Annotated in this window: 13 protein-coding genes; 8 read left to right on the plus strand and 5 right to left on the minus strand. The window is 51.3% G+C overall.

Translation table 11 applies throughout. From position 1 onward, the window contains the following. Positions 1-16 precede the first annotated feature (16 nt). A complete protein-coding gene (locus B7988_RS07195; protein WP_088657387.1) occupies positions 17-1,354 on the minus strand; it encodes a UDPGP type 1 family protein in 1,338 nt (445 codons plus the stop codon). A 5-nt stretch (positions 1,355-1,359) separates the two neighbouring features. Further along, the gene (gene mraY, locus B7988_RS07200; RefSeq protein WP_088657388.1) at positions 1,360-2,508 is read right to left on the minus strand and encodes a phospho-N-acetylmuramoyl-pentapeptide-transferase; all 1,149 of its coding nucleotides are present in this window, start codon (positions 2,506-2,508) and stop codon (positions 1,360-1,362) included. Positions 2,509-2,647: 139 nt separating this feature from the next. Here mraY and B7988_RS07205 point away from each other — a divergent pair, with 139 nt between their 5' ends. Then, positions 2,648-3,136: a hypothetical protein gene (locus tag B7988_RS07205; RefSeq protein WP_088657389.1), complete on the plus strand. Its 489-nt coding sequence runs from the start codon at positions 2,648-2,650 to the stop codon at positions 3,134-3,136. Between the two features lie 48 nt (positions 3,137-3,184). Further along, positions 3,185-3,811, plus strand: coding sequence for a LysE family translocator (locus tag B7988_RS07210; RefSeq protein ID WP_088657390.1), 627 nt, complete (start codon positions 3,185-3,187; stop codon positions 3,809-3,811). Here the strand turns inward: B7988_RS07210 and B7988_RS07215 are convergent. Beyond that, positions 3,808-4,767: a bifunctional oligoribonuclease/PAP phosphatase NrnA gene (locus B7988_RS07215; RefSeq protein ID WP_088657391.1), complete on the minus strand. Its 960-nt coding sequence runs from the start codon at positions 4,765-4,767 to the stop codon at positions 3,808-3,810. The genes B7988_RS07210 and B7988_RS07215 overlap by 4 nt on opposite strands. 169 nt (positions 4,768-4,936) lie before the next feature. Between B7988_RS07215 and B7988_RS07220 the strand changes: the two genes are divergently transcribed. From B7988_RS07220 to B7988_RS07245, 6 genes are all read left to right on the plus strand, one after another. Beyond that, a complete protein-coding gene (locus tag B7988_RS07220) occupies positions 4,937-5,764 on the plus strand; it encodes an HAD family hydrolase (RefSeq protein ID WP_088657392.1) in 828 nt (275 codons plus the stop codon). A 116-nt stretch (positions 5,765-5,880) separates the two neighbouring features. Then, complete coding sequence (locus B7988_RS07225; RefSeq protein ID WP_088657393.1) at positions 5,881-7,758, plus strand: diguanylate cyclase; 1,878 nt, start codon at positions 5,881-5,883, stop codon at positions 7,756-7,758. Further along, positions 7,748-9,406 carry an EAL domain-containing protein gene (locus B7988_RS07230; protein ID WP_170930574.1) on the plus strand — a complete coding sequence of 553 codons (1,659 nt, stop codon included), beginning with the start codon at positions 7,748-7,750 and terminating at the stop codon, positions 9,404-9,406. Before B7988_RS07225 ends, B7988_RS07230 begins: the two co-directional genes overlap by 11 nt. A 166-nt stretch (positions 9,407-9,572) precedes the next feature. Next, entirely contained in the window at positions 9,573-12,062 is a 2,490-nt protein-coding gene (locus B7988_RS07235; protein ID WP_088657395.1) for an NPCBM/NEW2 domain-containing protein, read from the plus strand. Beyond that, the gene (locus B7988_RS07240) at positions 12,059-13,204 is read left to right on the plus strand and encodes a glycosyltransferase (RefSeq protein ID WP_088657396.1); all 1,146 of its coding nucleotides are present in this window, start codon (positions 12,059-12,061) and stop codon (positions 13,202-13,204) included. The genes B7988_RS07235 and B7988_RS07240 overlap by 4 nt, the downstream gene beginning before the upstream one ends. A gap of 34 nt (positions 13,205-13,238) precedes the next feature. Then, positions 13,239-13,925: a hypothetical protein gene (locus tag B7988_RS07245; RefSeq protein WP_088657397.1), complete on the plus strand. Its 687-nt coding sequence runs from the start codon at positions 13,239-13,241 to the stop codon at positions 13,923-13,925. 124 nt (positions 13,926-14,049) lie between these two features. On the opposite strand, the gene B7988_RS07250 is transcribed toward B7988_RS07245, so the two are convergent. Together B7988_RS07250 and B7988_RS07255 are read right to left on the minus strand one after the other, a co-directional pair. Continuing rightward, complete coding sequence (locus tag B7988_RS07250; RefSeq protein ID WP_073055694.1) at positions 14,050-14,934, minus strand: phosphoribosylaminoimidazolesuccinocarboxamide synthase; 885 nt, start codon at positions 14,932-14,934, stop codon at positions 14,050-14,052. A gap of 66 nt (positions 14,935-15,000) precedes the next feature. Beyond that, on the minus strand, positions 15,001-15,714 hold the full coding sequence (locus B7988_RS07255) for a polysaccharide deacetylase family protein (protein WP_088657398.1): 714 nt from the start codon (positions 15,712-15,714) through the stop codon (positions 15,001-15,003). Positions 15,715-15,734 lie beyond the last annotated feature (20 nt).

Below are 15,734 nucleotides of genomic sequence, written 5' to 3' on the forward strand. Positions count from 1 at the left end.
TCCTTCCTACTTCCTACTATTCTTCGTCAAATTCTAGAATGTTTCTTCCGAGTTCGCGTTCGAACACGCGGCGGCTGAGTCCTTCGCCAGCGTAGCTGAGCGTGGGCGACACTTCGTAGAGCTTGTTCGGCTTGACTTCGACATGAGCCTTGCGGAGCCATTCGCGGTGGAGTCTGCCAATCATTTCGCGTGCAGTCTTCGGACTGTCGTTTCCTTCGGCGTTCTTCACTGGGCTGAATTCTTCTTCGCGCACCACGCCAAACGGCATCATCGTGCCCAGCTGCGGGAATGCATCGAACAGGAACTGTTCGAACTTCCAGCATTTTTCGATACCGCAAACGGTCTTGCGGGCCGTATGCCACGGGAGTTTGCTCGTCTGCAACTTACGCAAGCCTTCGGTTTTGAACAAGTGAATGGCGATATTTCCGCCGTCAAAGGTCAGGCTTCCGTCGGCGTTAGTCATGTCGCGGTAGTTCTCGGGCAGGTCGCTGTATTCCACAACGCCGGGCTTGCCGTTCTGCAAGGCGAAGATGCCCACTTTTTCGTTGGGCCCCGCCTTGTGCACCACCTTGGATGCCGACATGCTGCGGCCTTCGCTTGCAAGTGCCCCGATAAATGCCGGGTCGCAAATGCGGCAAAGCGCGTTGTCGACGCTGTAAAGGAATACGTAGCGAACGCCTTTTTCAATCAACCAGGCGAGAGTGCCGCTCTGAGCGAGTGCCCTAAAGCACCCGCCATTGCCATCGGGCACCAGGGCCAAACGGTTGTTCTCGTCGACGACGGCTTTTCCGTTCGGGTCGAGCGCGCAAATCGTACCTTGTTCAAAGAAACGGATGTTTTCGCGGGCGTAACCGAAAAAATTGTGCTCGGTAAAGAAGTTCACAGTCGCTTCGTGATTCAGCGGGCTTGTCATGATGCACCACGGAATCGCATGTCCTACTTGGGCGGCCAAGTTCTGCAAGCGTTCTGCCTGCAGCTGGAACAAGCTCTTGTGGCTCGGGAGTCCGATATCGAACATACCCTTCGGACCATCGAAGCCGAGGCGGGAACCTTGACCGCCTGCAACCAAGAATGCGGCCACCTGACCCTTGCCGAGAAGAATTTCGCCAGTCTCTTTCCAGAAGTCGTAGCGCAAGTCGTCGGTTGCAATCTTGAACGGCATCGGTTTCAAGTCGCCCGATACGTTGTCATCGAGCGAGGCACTGGATTTTTCGGTGTAAAGAGCCTTGAGTTCTTCCCAGTCCTGGGTGGCGATGTCGCGTTCCAAATTCTTGCGAGCATCGTCATTCAAAGATTCAAGCTTGGCGACCAGCTCTTGCTGGCCCGCCGCATTCAAAGTTTCGATAATGTCCATATATTCTACCTAATGCCGAAGAAAATCACCATGCTTACGATGAGTGCGAAGATGCTGATGAGGTGCATGCGCCACACGATCTTGGAATTCATGAGCGGCTTGCTCGGGAAGCGGCCTTCCCACTTCTTTTGGTAGTGGTGGTGGAGAGGCGCACAAAGGAAGATGCGCTTGCCTTCGCCGGTGGTTTTCTTGGTGAACTTGAACCAGCTAATCTGGAGCAACACGGAGCATGCTTCGGCAATGATGATGATGCATACAATGGGGAGGAAAAGCCCAGCCTGCACCAGAATGAACATAATGCCAATCGCGGCTCCAAAGCCTACGGAGCCGGCGTCACCCATGTAGATTTCGGCCGGAGGGCTGTTGAACCACAAGTAGGCGAGGAGTGCACCCGCAATCGACATCGCAAGCGGGAATAGTTCGTCGCAGCCGGGCAGGTACGGAACGCTCAGGTACTGGCTAAAGATAAAGTTGCCGCTCACGTAGGCCACGAGTCCAACGAAAATCATGCTTGAAAGAATCGGTACAGAAACAAGGCTGTCGAGACCGTCGGTAAAATTGGTCCCGTTGGCTGAGGCGGCGATTACAAAGGTCATGAAACCCACGAAAACCCAATTGGGCAGGTGAATCTGGAACACATCGATGGGGCAGAAGGGTATCGTCAGGTCGGCCTTGAGTTCGGGGATGAACTTGTAGCAGAAAATGGCAACGACCAGGCTAAACAAGAAATAGAGGAAAAGTCTAAGGCTGCTGGAAATACCGTCGGCCTTGTCCATGTAGTCGGCGGCCTTGAGTTTGCCGAGCTTGATCAGGCGCTTGGCCTTGACTTTGGCGATGTCGTCGATGGCACCCACGGCAGAAAACGCGGCAAGCACAATCAGAGTCGAAATGGTGTAGCCGTTCATCTTGCATACTAGGAGCGACACGATTTCTACCACAATGACAAGGAGAAGTCCGCCCATAATCGGGGGAGACTTGGATTTTCCATCTTTATCGAAGTCGGAAGTTGCATCAAGGCTCTGGAGCTTTCGAATGTAGATCGGCATGAAGGTCATGACGAGGATGATAGAGAGCATGGCTGCTGTACCAGCGCGGAACAGACGGCCATCAAAAAGATCGATATTCGTTAAATGATAAAGCCACTGACAAAGCATATAAAAATCGTAATTCGGAATTCAGAATTCGGAATTGTTGGTTGGTTGTTAAACTTTTTCTCTTAAAAAATAATTTTTTGTTTGTTTTTTGGCTTTAGCCAGGTACACGAATGCGCCCGCATTTTCTAAATTAGGGAACATGAGCGAATTTCATATCGACTGCCCCCATTGCGGTACATCTTTCGACGCCCAGATTCAAGGTGATGGCGCCAACATGATGGTGTTTTGCTGCGCCCGCTGCAAGACTCCCTTGATGTATTACCATGGCGAAGTCGCAGAACTGGATCGCGACGAATTTGCCGGACTCCGCAAGAAACTCAGCCGCGCAATCGACGCCGTTGTCAGCAACGGCGGTGCCATGGGCGCAGTGGCCGAAGCCCTCAAGAAGATGGTGGATGCCTCCGAAGCCTTGGCCGAAGAACGTACTGAAAAAGGCGAAAACCTGCCAAGCCCGCGTGCGGGTTCTGCTCCGTCGGAATTTGAAAATGTGGCCGAAAAAATCGCTGGCGCCATGGCATCTAACGATGCAGAAAAGGTGCAACCGGCGGTTATTTCGGACGATGTTCTTGCCGATTTGCAAAAAGACCTCGACGAACTCGATGTCGACAGCTTCTTGGAAAAATTGTAGCGTTCAACAGTTTCCTGTCTACTGTCTACTTCCTACCGTCTACTAATCATGCTTGAATTCTTTATTGCAGCGCTTGTCGTGGGAATTGCCCCCGGGCCAGATAATTTATTCGTACTTGCCCAAAGTGCTGCCCACGGCGCCCGAGCCGGTTTTTGCGTGATTTTGGGGCTTTGCACGGGAATCATGGTGCAGACGGGGCTGCTGGTTGCGGGGGTTTCGGCGCTGGTTGCCGCAAGCCCGACGGCGTTCTTTGTGATGCAATGTCTCGGTGCTGCATACCTGCTGTATTTGGCGTACCGGAGTTTTCAAGTTCGCGCCGGAAACGTGGCTATAGATGATGAAAATCATAAGCCCAGCGATGTCGGCCATCCTTCTGCCCGCAAGCTTTATCTTCGCGGCATCATCATGAACCTTTCGAATCCGAAGGTGATTCTGTTCATGCTTTCGTTTATACCGCCGGCCGTGCGCCTGGACCGCCCGATTCACCCGAGCTTGCAGACAGCTATCTTTGGCGCAGAATTCATTGTGGCGACCATGATCGTGTTCGGTTCGGTCGCCCTGTTGGCTGGCGCCGTCAAGAAGTTCCTGCTGAATAGCCCGAAAGCGAACCGCAACCTCAACTGGTTCAGCGGCTGCGTGTTCGTACTCTTGGCCGTGGCGCTGTTCTTGGTTTAAAGCTGTTTTTCTATCAACTTCAGGATTTTTTCAATCGCGACTTCGGGGGCGTCATTTGTATCGCCGCCGGCGGCACGGGTGTGGCCGCCTCCGCCGAATTCTTTTGCGATGGCGTTTACATCGACTACATAGTTGCTGCGCAGGCTGATTTTGTACTTCCCGTTTACGGGATACAAAAGCAAGGCCACTTCGGTGCCGCCGACTTCGCGGATGGTGTCGATGGTGGTGGAAAGTTCCACGGGCGTGACTCCGAATCGTTCCATGTCTTCGGGCGTAATGTAGCTGTAAACGACTTTACCGCCCAAGCCCAGCTTGCTCTGCTGCATGGCATAGCCCGTAATGAGCGTCTGCTTGTAGGTGCGGGTGTAGTAAGTCTCGTTCACGATTTTTGCGAAGTCGACGCCAGCTTCAATCAAGTCACCCACCACCTGCATGGTGCGCTTGCCGGTGCAGCTGTACTTGAAGGCTCCCGTATCGTGTACAATGCCGAGGTAAAGGGAACTGGCGGTGTCGCGGCTGATTTTAGCCTTGTCGAGGTTTACGTATAGAACCTCGCTTGCAGAACTTGCTTCGGGCTCCACGAGGTTCAGGGTGCAAAGGTTCAGCGGGTTGCTAATATGGTGGTCGATGTTGATGTTTTTCTTGGCTGACTTGATGCATTCGGCGCCGTTCGCGCCCACGCGTTCAAAGCTCGGGGTGTCCATGAGGAAGACGAGGTCGTAGGGCTTGCCGCTGTTACACTCGGCCGTCCATGTGGAGCGGGCATCGCTTGCCCCGCGCAAAATCTTGTAGCTGTCGGGGAATTCTTCAAGGAACAAGTCCGCCTGAATGGTGGGGTAGTTATCCTTGATGTAGTTGTAGATGCCGGTGGTAGAACCCACGCAGTCGCCGTCCGGGCGCACGTGCCCGAAAATGGCTACGGAACTTGCTTCGCTTAAAAATTCATCGATTCTCATACTGGTGAATATAGAAAAAGAGCTTAGAACTTAGAACTTAGAACTTACCTTTGGCCACTTAGTGCTTTAGCACTTAGGTGGGAACTTAGAACAATCCTTTCTTCTCTAGGCTCTACCAATGGTTGTCCCGAATTCTGAAATCCGAATTCTGAATTACTATATTCTACGCATGAAACTCCTTTTCACCGACCTTGACGGTACGCTCCTGACCGACGACAAGCAGATTCTCGATGTGGACATGAAAGCCATCGAGGGAATGCTTGCACGCGGGCACAAGCTGGTGCTCTGCACCGGGCGTCCGCTCACGAGCGCAAAGCAATTGGCGCAAAAGTACGGCTTCGACAAGCCGGGCTTTTTCCTGGTGAGTTTCAACGGCGGCCTCATTTATGACTACGCCACCGAACAGTCCATCTTGACGCGCTACATTCCGGTAGAATCGGTCAAATTCATTATGGATGCGGCCCACAAGGCGGGCATGCACGCGCACACGTACTCGGGCGATCTGGTAGTTTCGGAATACGAAACCGAACAGCTCAAGACATATTGCCGGCTGATGAAGATGGACTACGTGGTTGTCAAGGATATTCGCGACTACTACGGTGATTTTATCAATGTGGTGGTAAAGCCTCCCATCAAGGTGAATATCATTACGCCGTTTAATCACGATAGTCTGCTCGATTTTCGCGCCGAGATGCGCAAGACCACGGCGGGCAAGCTCTTTGACGTGTTCAGCAAGCCCGAAATGCTCGAATTTTCGCACATGCAGTCCAACAAGGGAGATGCGGTGCGTTTTATGGCCGATTTTTACAAGGTCCCGCTTTCGGATACCATCGCCGTGGGCGACGAAGAAAACGACTGCCCCATGATCGAGGCCGCAGGTGTAGGAATTGCCATGGCGAACGCTTCCGATGTGGCTAAATCGGTGGCCGACTATGTCACAAAAGCGGACAACAACCACGGCGGAATTGCCGAAATTATCCAAAAATTCGTGATTTAGTCACTTTTACCACAAATATTCCAATTTGGAGTAAATAGGGTAACTTTTTTCGAACGTAATGCACTTCTTTGTAGTATCTTCTATATTGATACATATTATAGGGATATCTCAGAGACATGAAACAATTCCAGTTCGATTACCACAGTATCACTACGTTAAAACGCGACCTTGACAAGATTAGTCTCTGGTGTAAATCACGAGTGTTTTCTCATGTGGTATTCCAGATTTATTCGAACTCCATGGATCGTGGGCAAATAGACCTGGTTTGTGACGTCATTTCGCAGAATTTTCCGGATTCCATTTACATGGGTTGTTCCACGGCTGGCAACATTGTGGATGGGCATATATCAAATGCCGAAATTTCCGTTGTCTGTACGATTTTTGAATACCCTACGACTCAGCTAAAATTGCTGCAGTATACGATGGATGCGGACAATGCCGTTGATGTGGTTGGCAGTATTAAAGAAGAAATCAAGGCGAATCCGTGGGTGAAGGCGGTTGAACTGCAGCTGACGACTCTTGGTGTTTCTATGACACCGTTTTGCGATGCGTTCAAGGATGTGGACCCCTCGATTGCGATTTTTGGCGGTGGCGCCATTAATCCGAACTTGACAAGTACGGAAACATGCGTGTTTTCGAATGTGGGCGGGTATTCAGGAAAGGGAGTCCTAGTCCTTTTGATGGGGGGCGAAGACTTCTTTGTCCATACCACCCATGTGATTGGCTGGAAACCCCTTGGTCGTGAATTTGTAGTGACAAAAGCGAAGGGGCCGGTGCTGTATGAACTGAATGGCGAGCCCGCTTATGAAATCTATCACCGCTATTTGAATATCCAGAATGACGAACACTTCATTTACAACACGCTGGAATTCCCGTTGTTCTACAAGCGCAATGGAATTGACATCATGCGTGCTCCGGTAGCCTGTAACGAAGATGGTTCCGTAGTCATGTCGTCGGATATCAAAGAAGGCGTGAAGGTGCGCCTTGCTTATGGCGACCCGTGGACAATTCTTGCAAGTGTCCGAAAAGACGGCCGTAATATAGGGGTGTTTAGCCCTGAAATAATCAAGGTGTTTTCTTGTGTAGTACGTCGAATCTTTTGGGGCAAAGAAGAAATCAGTAGTGAAACGCTCCCGCTGCAGAGCATTGCGTTTACTTCGGGTTTTTATTCCTCTAGCGAATTCTTGCGCACGGGCTGTTGCGTGAACCAGCACAATGCGACTCTTGTGATTGCAGGAATGCGCGAAGGCAAGGGCGGGGAACGTTATGATTTCGAAATGCCCGAGGAGGCTTTTTCGGGCAAGGTTTCCATGATCAACCGTCTGGCGACTTTTATCGATGTGACGGCACAGGAGCAAGCCGAAACTTACGCGAAACTGCAGTTGACCTCTATTACGGATTCCTTGGCGGAGGTGTTTAACCGTGGCGAAATTCAACGCCGAATTACCCAGTGCGTGACGTCAGGACGACCTGCCTGCCTTGTAATGTTCGATATCGACAATTTCAAACAAATTAATGATACCTGGGGCCACAAGGAAGGTGATAACGTTATTCAAGAAATCAGCCGTCTTTTGAGAAGAGTCGCCGATGAAACCGGAGTATCCGGGGTCGATGCGGCTGGCTTTAATATGACTGATTTTGAAGGCATGTGTGCAAAGGAATACGAACTTCATGGTGGAGACTTTTTACAGCCTGTTCCTGTGATTCTGAATGTAAAATCTCCCATTGGCCGTTGGGGTGGCGAAGAATTCATGGTGCTTTTGCAGGATTCTTCGTTAAAAACGGCTATAGATTTTGCTGATAGGGTGCGTGTCGCGTTCAATGATATTACATTTGAAAAAGCTGGACGTCGTTCCGTGAGTGCAGGTGTAATTGAACTTCGGAAGGGCGAAAGCGCTGATGCCGCAATCGTTCGCGTTGACAAGGCTCTTTATAGAGCCAAGAAAAACGGCAAGAACTGCGTTGTGGTGTCTGAAGGAGAAAATGATGGATAGCGTTGTCAAAGCGAAAATTGATTCCTTGTATGAGGCTTTTTCGGTACTTGCGAATGGGGCATACATCTATGTCACCGATATGAGAACAGATTGGACCCGCTGGTCTAAAGAGGCTGTTCACTATTTTGGCTTACCTGACGAATATATGCAGGGGGTAGCTTATGCCTGGATGGAAAAAATCCACCCGGATGATCGCGCCGCCTATAAAGAAAATATTGACAAGGTCATGTCCGGCCAGATGAACGAACATAATCTTCAGTATCGCGTGTTGACAAAAAGTGGCCGTTACATTGTTTGCACCTGTCGAGGTGTTCTGCTCCGTGACGAACACGGAAACCCGAACTACTTTGGCGGAATGATCAAGAACAATGACACCCTAAGCTATTATGACGATGTTTCCAACATGAGAAGCCTTTATGGTTTTTTGGAAGACATGCAGTCGACGAGTTGGCGTGGTAAAAGCCTGCAGGTGATGATTTTGGGCATTAATGATTTTTCTCGCCTGAATGAAATTTACGGCTACACGTTCGGAAACCGCGTGCTCCAGGAATTTTCAAAGATGATCAAGGTCGAAGCCCATGGCATAGGCGACTGGTACCGAATGGATGGAACCAAGTTTGCTATTGTCTGCCAGAAAGCCTCTGTTGAAGACCTGAAAAACCTGTACAAACGTATCCAGTACAATTCCCTTCATGATTTTAATGTGGATGGAACTCGCGTAGTTCTTTCGTTTGTCGCAGGTGCCATCAACCTCGAAAAGTTCGATGTCAGCGTAGAAACCGTTTATTCTTGCCTGCGCTTTGCCTATTACGAATCCAAGAATAATCACTTGGGTGAGTTGTATATTCTTAAGAACGACGTAAACGACGACAAGCGTTTCGCCATCGAGCGTATCAATGTGATTCGCAATAGCATCGTGAATCATTGCGATGGGTTCTACTTGTGCTACCAGCCGATTGTGGACGCCAACAGCGAAAAGATTATTGGCGCCGAGGCCTTGATCCGTTGGAAAAATGAGGAGTACGGCGTTGTACCTCCGGTAGAATTTGTCGATATTTTGGAACAAGATAATTTGTTCCCGGAACTGGGTAAGTGGATTCTAAGGACTGCAATCAAGGATGCTAAAGTATTCCTTGAATCGAATCCAGGCTTTGTAATCAACGTAAACCTTTCGTACACCCAGCTAGAAAAGCCGAATTTTGTAGAAAGCGTACTTTCTATTCTGGAAGAGAAATCGTTCCCGCCGCAGAACCTGTGCCTGGAAATTACGGAGCGTTGCCGCCTTTTGGACATGGCTCTTCTTAAAGACATCTTTACGCGGCTGCGCAATAAGGGTGTCAAGGTGGCGCTCGATGACTTCGGTACCGGCTTCAGCTCTATTGGCGTGTTGCGTGAACTGCCGGTGACTACGGTGAAAATCGACCGCAGCTTTGTCATGAATATCGAACAGGATACTTCTGACCAGAAGACTGTTCGTTTTATTTCGGAACTGGCGGATTCCTTCTCGTCGTCGGTAACTGCAGAAGGTATCGAAACGCCCGAAATGCGAGAATTCCTGCTGCGATTCAAGGTCAAGAGTTTGCAGGGGTTCTACTACTCGAAACCGCTGCCGGTTGACGAGTTCATGGCCAAGTACGTGAATGTGTAGGTGCGGCTGCGCTAGGCGCCGTTCTGAGGTTTGAGGACGCTCGAAAACTCGCTTTGAGGAGTGTGTTTTAAAATTTGGCGCCTGTGGCTCGATTATTATGGCTCAAAGGGGCGAAAGCCCCGAGCTCATACCTGAGACCTCGTAGCCTCTTTCTATATTTCTCGGTATGAATAATATTCTTGAACGTCTGGGCATTGGCCGCAGGCATTTTGTTGTTATTGGAATTACGCTTGCCGTTCTGGTAGTCGCATTCCTTATATTCAATAACTTAACCGTTTCGTATGCCCGTCGCTGGGATATTGACTGGGGCTATTACTCCATTCTTTCGACCTTCATTTTGCTGGTCGTGGGCATTGTCGTCAATTTCCCTGTTGTCGCGCGGGGCTGGAAAAGCTTTAGGCCTTCGGGCAAGAGCATTTGTGCCTTTGCGGGGATTGCGCTCGTGTTTTCGGTGTTCATGTTCGGAAACATCAGCAACACGCACCGCGTGCTCAGCGATGAAACGAGCTGGGAATCCATGGGTCTCCAGATGTTCTTTGACCACACGGGTGGCGTCTGTAACGAGGGCATTTGGGAAAACGGGGTGCTGGATTGCAAAACCGAAGTGAACAACTTCAAGGGCAAGGCGCTGGGTTTTGTGTATTCGCTTGTGTTCAACTTTATGGAACCCAACCGCGATACAGCCCTGTTGGTCAACTTTCCGTTCTATTTGCTTAGCCTGCTGTTCTTCTTTTTTGCGCTTTCCAAGTGGTTCAAGAACGAATGGACGGCTCTAGCAGCGACGGCCTTCTTGGGCGGCATGCCGATTTATCTTTTGCAGGCGCGGTCCGCCTCGACCGAAGTGCTGTACATATTCTTGCTTGCGGTTCTCATGGCGTGGTATGCCTTTGTGCCGGCAAACAAGGTGAACTGGAAACATTTCCTCTTGACTGTTCCTCTGCTTGGATTCTTTGCCCAGACTAGGCAAGAAACGGTGTTTGCGTTTATTCCGTTTGCCCTTTACTACTACAAGTATTTCTTTGAAAAACCGCATAGGCTTCCGCTGTTTGTGGCGTCCGTGATTGCCGTGAGCTGGCCTTCGGTGAATACCATGGCTGCTTACCGTGGTTACGATTTCCAGGGGGGCGAACATGCGGCGCATTCGCTTGAAAACTTCTGGTTTAATTTGAAGACGAATATCGAAGTCATGATGAACCTGGACCAGGATCCGTCTTTTGGCGGCATCATGCAGAATCCGTTCTATACCACCTTTACCGTTATTCTGCTAGCCGCTACGGCTTGGCTCCTGTTCCGCTTGATTTATTCCCGCAGGTACTGGCGCGGTGCTTTGCTTGGGATCACGTTCTGCCTGCAGATTTTCGTGATTCTTTTGAACGTGTCGGGTACGTTTACGATCGATATTAACCAGCGTTACGTGCTGGTGGCGCTCCCGCTGTTTGCCTTGATTATGGCGCTTGGCCTTTACGATGCGCTTGAATTTTCGACCAAGATGAAGCCCGAGGCGGCCGGCAAGATTGTTCTGGCTGTCGCAACAGCCCTCTCGGTCGGACTGATGATTTATCATGGAGATAGTTACCGCCACAACATGCTCTATTACAAGAATAAACTGTTGGGCGAAGAAGACTACCTCGACAAGGCTCTTGAAAGCTACCCGAAAAATTCCATCTTTATTTATGCTCGCCCTTGGCAGATGCTTGCTTCGGGACACAGTTCGTTCAGTGAACGTTCCTTTATGAGCTGGGATAACGAAACCTTTGCCAAGTGGCAGCAGGTTTCGGGCGGAAACATTTACATGGTGCGTGGCCAGGACGGCTATGGCGAACTCAACCGCAAGTCTCGCGTGGTGGGCTTCAAGACGACCGACCAGGTCGATGAAATCTTGAAAGACTACAAGAGCGAACGTGTGTTGATTGAACCCAAGCTGTTCGGTTACCCGCTTGCCATGTACAAGATTACGGCAAAGAAGGGCGTGTCGACTTACTTGCAGAATTTCTTTGTGAGCGACATGGAAAACAATGCCATGGTCGTGAACAAGCGATTCCCCGAAACAATCACTTGCAATTATTCCTTGAATGGCGAACTGCAAGAAGAATTGATGCTTTCGCTGAACACGGATACGCTGTTGTTGGATTCGACAAAGATCATGGCGGGCATGAACCGCGTGACATTCGAATGCCTAATGCCGGATTCTGACACGCTTGCGCTCAAGAAGGATTTCTTTGTGGAATCGCCCGAGGTGATGTTGTTGTCGGAACTCAAGATGGAAAGCTTTGAACAGGCCTGGGGACAGCCGCAAAAGAATGCGACAGTCGAACACCGCAAGATTACGATTGACAAGGAAGTGTTCCGTTACGGAATCGGGTCTCATGCGCCGTCGTTCATGAAATTTGCGCTCCCGCGTTCGTTCAACAAGTTCCATGCGACCATTGGTCTCGATGACGAAAGCGTCGGTGGCGATGGGGCTTCGTTCATTGTGTTGGGCGACAACCGCGAGTTGTTCCGCAGCAAACGCATGTATTCGACCGAAAAGCAGACAATCGTGGTTGATGTCACTGGCGTTCATGTGCTGGAACTCCGCTTGGACGAAGGCGATAAGCATGACAAGGACTTTGACCACGGCGATTGGGCGAATGCTTGGCTGGAGGCGACTCGTTGAAAGTTCTAGTGGCGCCACTTGACTGGGGACTGGGGCATGCGACTCGTTGCGTGCCTGTGGTTCGGGAGTTCCTGAACCAGGGCGCCGAAGTTGAACTTGCCGTGGTGCGGTCTAATGCGGGACTCTTGCGTGGTATTTTCCCGGAACTTCGTCAACGGTTGGTGCCCTCATACAACATCGTGTACCCGAAGCATGGCTACAATATGGGACTCTGGCTCGTAAAGAATGGAGCCCACTTGCGGACGGTGATGAACTATGAGCATCGTATTGCCGAGGAAATGGTGAAGCGTTTCCATTACGATGTTCTGGTGTCCGATAACCGTTTTGGTTTCTATAGCCGGAACGCAAAGTCAATTTATATGACGCACCAGCGGCGAATTGCCTTTCCTCGTGTGCTGTCGGCGTTTGAGCCGCTTGGAATGCTTTGGCATGCTTCGGTGATGAAGCGCTTTGATGAGGTCTGGGTGCCTGATTTGCCTGAATTTCCGGGGTATGCGGGCGCGCTTTCGCATGTGGCAAATGCGCCGGTCCCTGTAAAGTACGTGGGCGCGTTGTCGAGGTTCAGCGGAATGGATGCTGAAGCGCCTGCTAGTTTGAATGGTCGCGGCCCCTATTGCTTTGTTGCGGTCATTTCGGGAGTGGAACCTGCGCGAACGCGTTTCGAAAACCTGTTACGGGAGACTCTCGTCAAGATTCCGGGACGCCATGCGATTATCCTTGGCAAGCCGTCGCTCGGAGTGAAAAGTTCCAACGAACGTAATCTGGACTTGTTCACGCACTTGCCAGATGACCAGTTTGCTTCTGTGGTGCGGTCGGCGCAGTGGGTGATTTCGCGTGGCGGCTACAGTACCGTGATGGATATGGCTGTCCTTGGAGCCCGTTGCGTATTTGTACCGACTCCGGGACAGTATGAACAGGTGATTCTAGGGCGCGATCTTGCCCGCGAAGGCTATGCCGCGACCATCGATGAATCCAAGTTCTCAACAGAAACTCTGGTTGCTGCTGTTAGCGAAAAAGGAAATGTCGCCCTGCCGAAACCAGGAGAAAATAACCTACTGAAAGATGCTGTTAGAGAACTTATGTCATTCTCGACCGAAGGGAGGGAATCCAGTGCTGGATCCCGTCGCTACGCTCCAGGATGACTCATCTCATTCTTAATTCTTCATTCAACTAACTATGCCTCAATTCATTCTAGCTTTTCCCCTTACGAAAGAAGTCGGCGAACCGCTCGCCATTACCGAAACGGTGACTCTCGCTGCCGATGCGACCTCTGCGATTATTCCCGGTTGCAGCGTGATGTTCAAGGTGGTCCGCAAGGAACATGTGGACGGTCTTGCTGATATTTTCAAGGAACATCAGGATATCTCTGCTGAAACGGCGGCTGCAATCGAGGCGCACAAGTCACTCTTGTTCTTGCTCGGCGAAGTCAAGAACATCGAAGAAGTGACCCAGGTGAACATGGCAATCCTGAAGGTCTTTAATGCGGGTGCGCTTGGCGTGTACATGCAGCAGTGTGGCGCTGCCTGGACCGATGTGGGCTTCCGCGAAGAAGTGGGTGATGGTGAATACCCGATGGATCCGTGGATTAATTTTGTGGAAGCGGGCGATACGATTTATACGCTTGGTCTTGCAACGTTTGTGTTGCCGGATTTGTGCATCGCGGCCAGTGCCGATGACCCGCAAGAAGTCTTGCTGATGGCGGCCGATTCCTTATTTGGCGATGGAGTTCCCGCCAAGTCGGGCTCCGAAGTTGACCTCGGCGAGGGCGTGCATTACGTGCTTCGCGCCGAAGCCAAGAATCCCTTCCCGAAGGACAGCCCCGAGTACAACAAGCAGGGAATCTTAAGGCTAATTAAAAAGTAGCGGTGAGCGATGAGGTCGCTTCGCTCTTCTGTTTGATAAACAGAAAAAGAACCTAGTTGATACTAGGTTCTTTTTGCTCAAAGCTCATTGCTCAAAGGGCGCATAGCGCCCGAGCTCATTCCTCTTACAGTTCCGGTTGCTTGCCGGTGAGGCGCACGAAGATTTCTTCGTACTTGGCGAGCGTGTTCTTCACGACATCTGCCGGGATTTCTGGACCCGGGTAGGTCTTGCCCCAGTCGAGAGTTTCGAGCCAGTCGCGAACGTACTGCTTGTCGAAGCTTTCCTGGTTCTTGCCCACCTGGTACTTGTCGGCCGGCCAGTAACGGCTGGAGTCCGGAGTCAGCACTTCGTCGATGAGGATGGTTTCGCCATCGATTTCACCGAATTCGAACTTGGTGTCGGCGAGGATAATGCCCTTGCTTGCAGCGTAGTCGCGGGCCTTCGTGTAGATGTCCAAAGACATGTCGCGGAGAGTCGTTGCAACCTTTTCGCCCACGATGTCGAAAGTCTGTTCGAAGCTGATGTTTTCGTCGTGGCCAACGTCGGGCTTGGTGCTCGGCGTGTAGAGCGGCTTTTCGAGCTTCTGGCAGAGCTGCAGGCCTTCAGGGAGAACGTGACCGCAAATCTTGCCGGTCTTCTGGTAGTCCTTCCAGCCGGAACCCACGATGTAGCCGCGCACGATGCATTCCACGGAATGGCGGTGGGCCTTCTTCACGATCATGGAACGGCCGCGGAGGTAGTCGGCGTGCTTTTTGAGCACGGCCGGGTATTCGTTCACGTCGGCGGTGATGAGGTGGTTCTTCATGCCGAGGTGCTGGAACCAGAACAGCGAAAGCTGGTTCAGGATTTTGCCCTTACCAGGAATCGGGGTGGGGAGCACCACGTCAAAAGCGGAAAGACGGTCGCTGGCGACCATCAGGAAGCTGTCGCCCAGGTCGTACATGTCGCGTACTTTGCCCTGGTGGAACAGCGGAACTTCGGTAATGGGGGTTTCGAATTTTAAGCTCATAGTAGCCCAAATATAGGAAAATAGTGGGCTGTTGGCACTATGCAGTCGGCAGTAAAAATGACTGGCTTACAGGTCTTTGTACTGCGAAAGCTTGCGCCCGCTGTTCAAGGCGATGCGGATCAAATCGTGGATTTTGTCGGTCCGGGCAGGGAAATCCACCGGGTGGAGAGCGATGCGGGGGAGTCCGACGGGAACCTTCAGGGCGATGGCGCCGAACTTGAAAGCGGCCTTGATCAAAAAGTCGGGGATACCTGCGAAACTGGCGACAGGGGAGGCGTAGCGCTTGCCTTTGGCGGTCACCAGGGCGAATCGCTCTTCGTAGAGCATTTTTTCGGCGTGCACTTGGCTCGGCAGGAACTTGTTGCTGTACCAGGTCGGCGGGACAAATGCGGCAGGCTTTTCGGAATCGCCAGTCAAATCTTTCCAGGCGTCTAGGCCCAGGTGCAAAAGTCTGCTCGATTCAAATTCGCTGAGGCCTGCAAATTCGGCTTCGCCACCGGTCAGGTTCATTCCGATAAGGCCGGCGTAGCTGCGGCCCTGGCTGAATTCGGCCTGGTGCTTGTAGCCGTGGAGGGCGAGCTCGAATCCGTCTGCTTTAAGTTTCTGGAGCATTTCGCGAAAGCCCTTGACCATGTCGGAGGGGGCCTTTTCGGTATCCGGAATAACGAGCACGCTGAAAGGTCTACCTGCCAGGTCCTTGAGTTCTTCAAGAATCGGGGCGACTTTCTGGTAGTTCCAGACGCTGAAATCGTGAAAGCAGAGGAGGAATTTACGAGCCATACTATGGAAAATAGTAAAAG

The sequence above is a fragment of the Fibrobacter sp. UWB1 genome (assembly GCF_002210325.1).
GTDB lineage: Bacteria > Fibrobacterota > Fibrobacteria > Fibrobacterales > Fibrobacteraceae > Fibrobacter.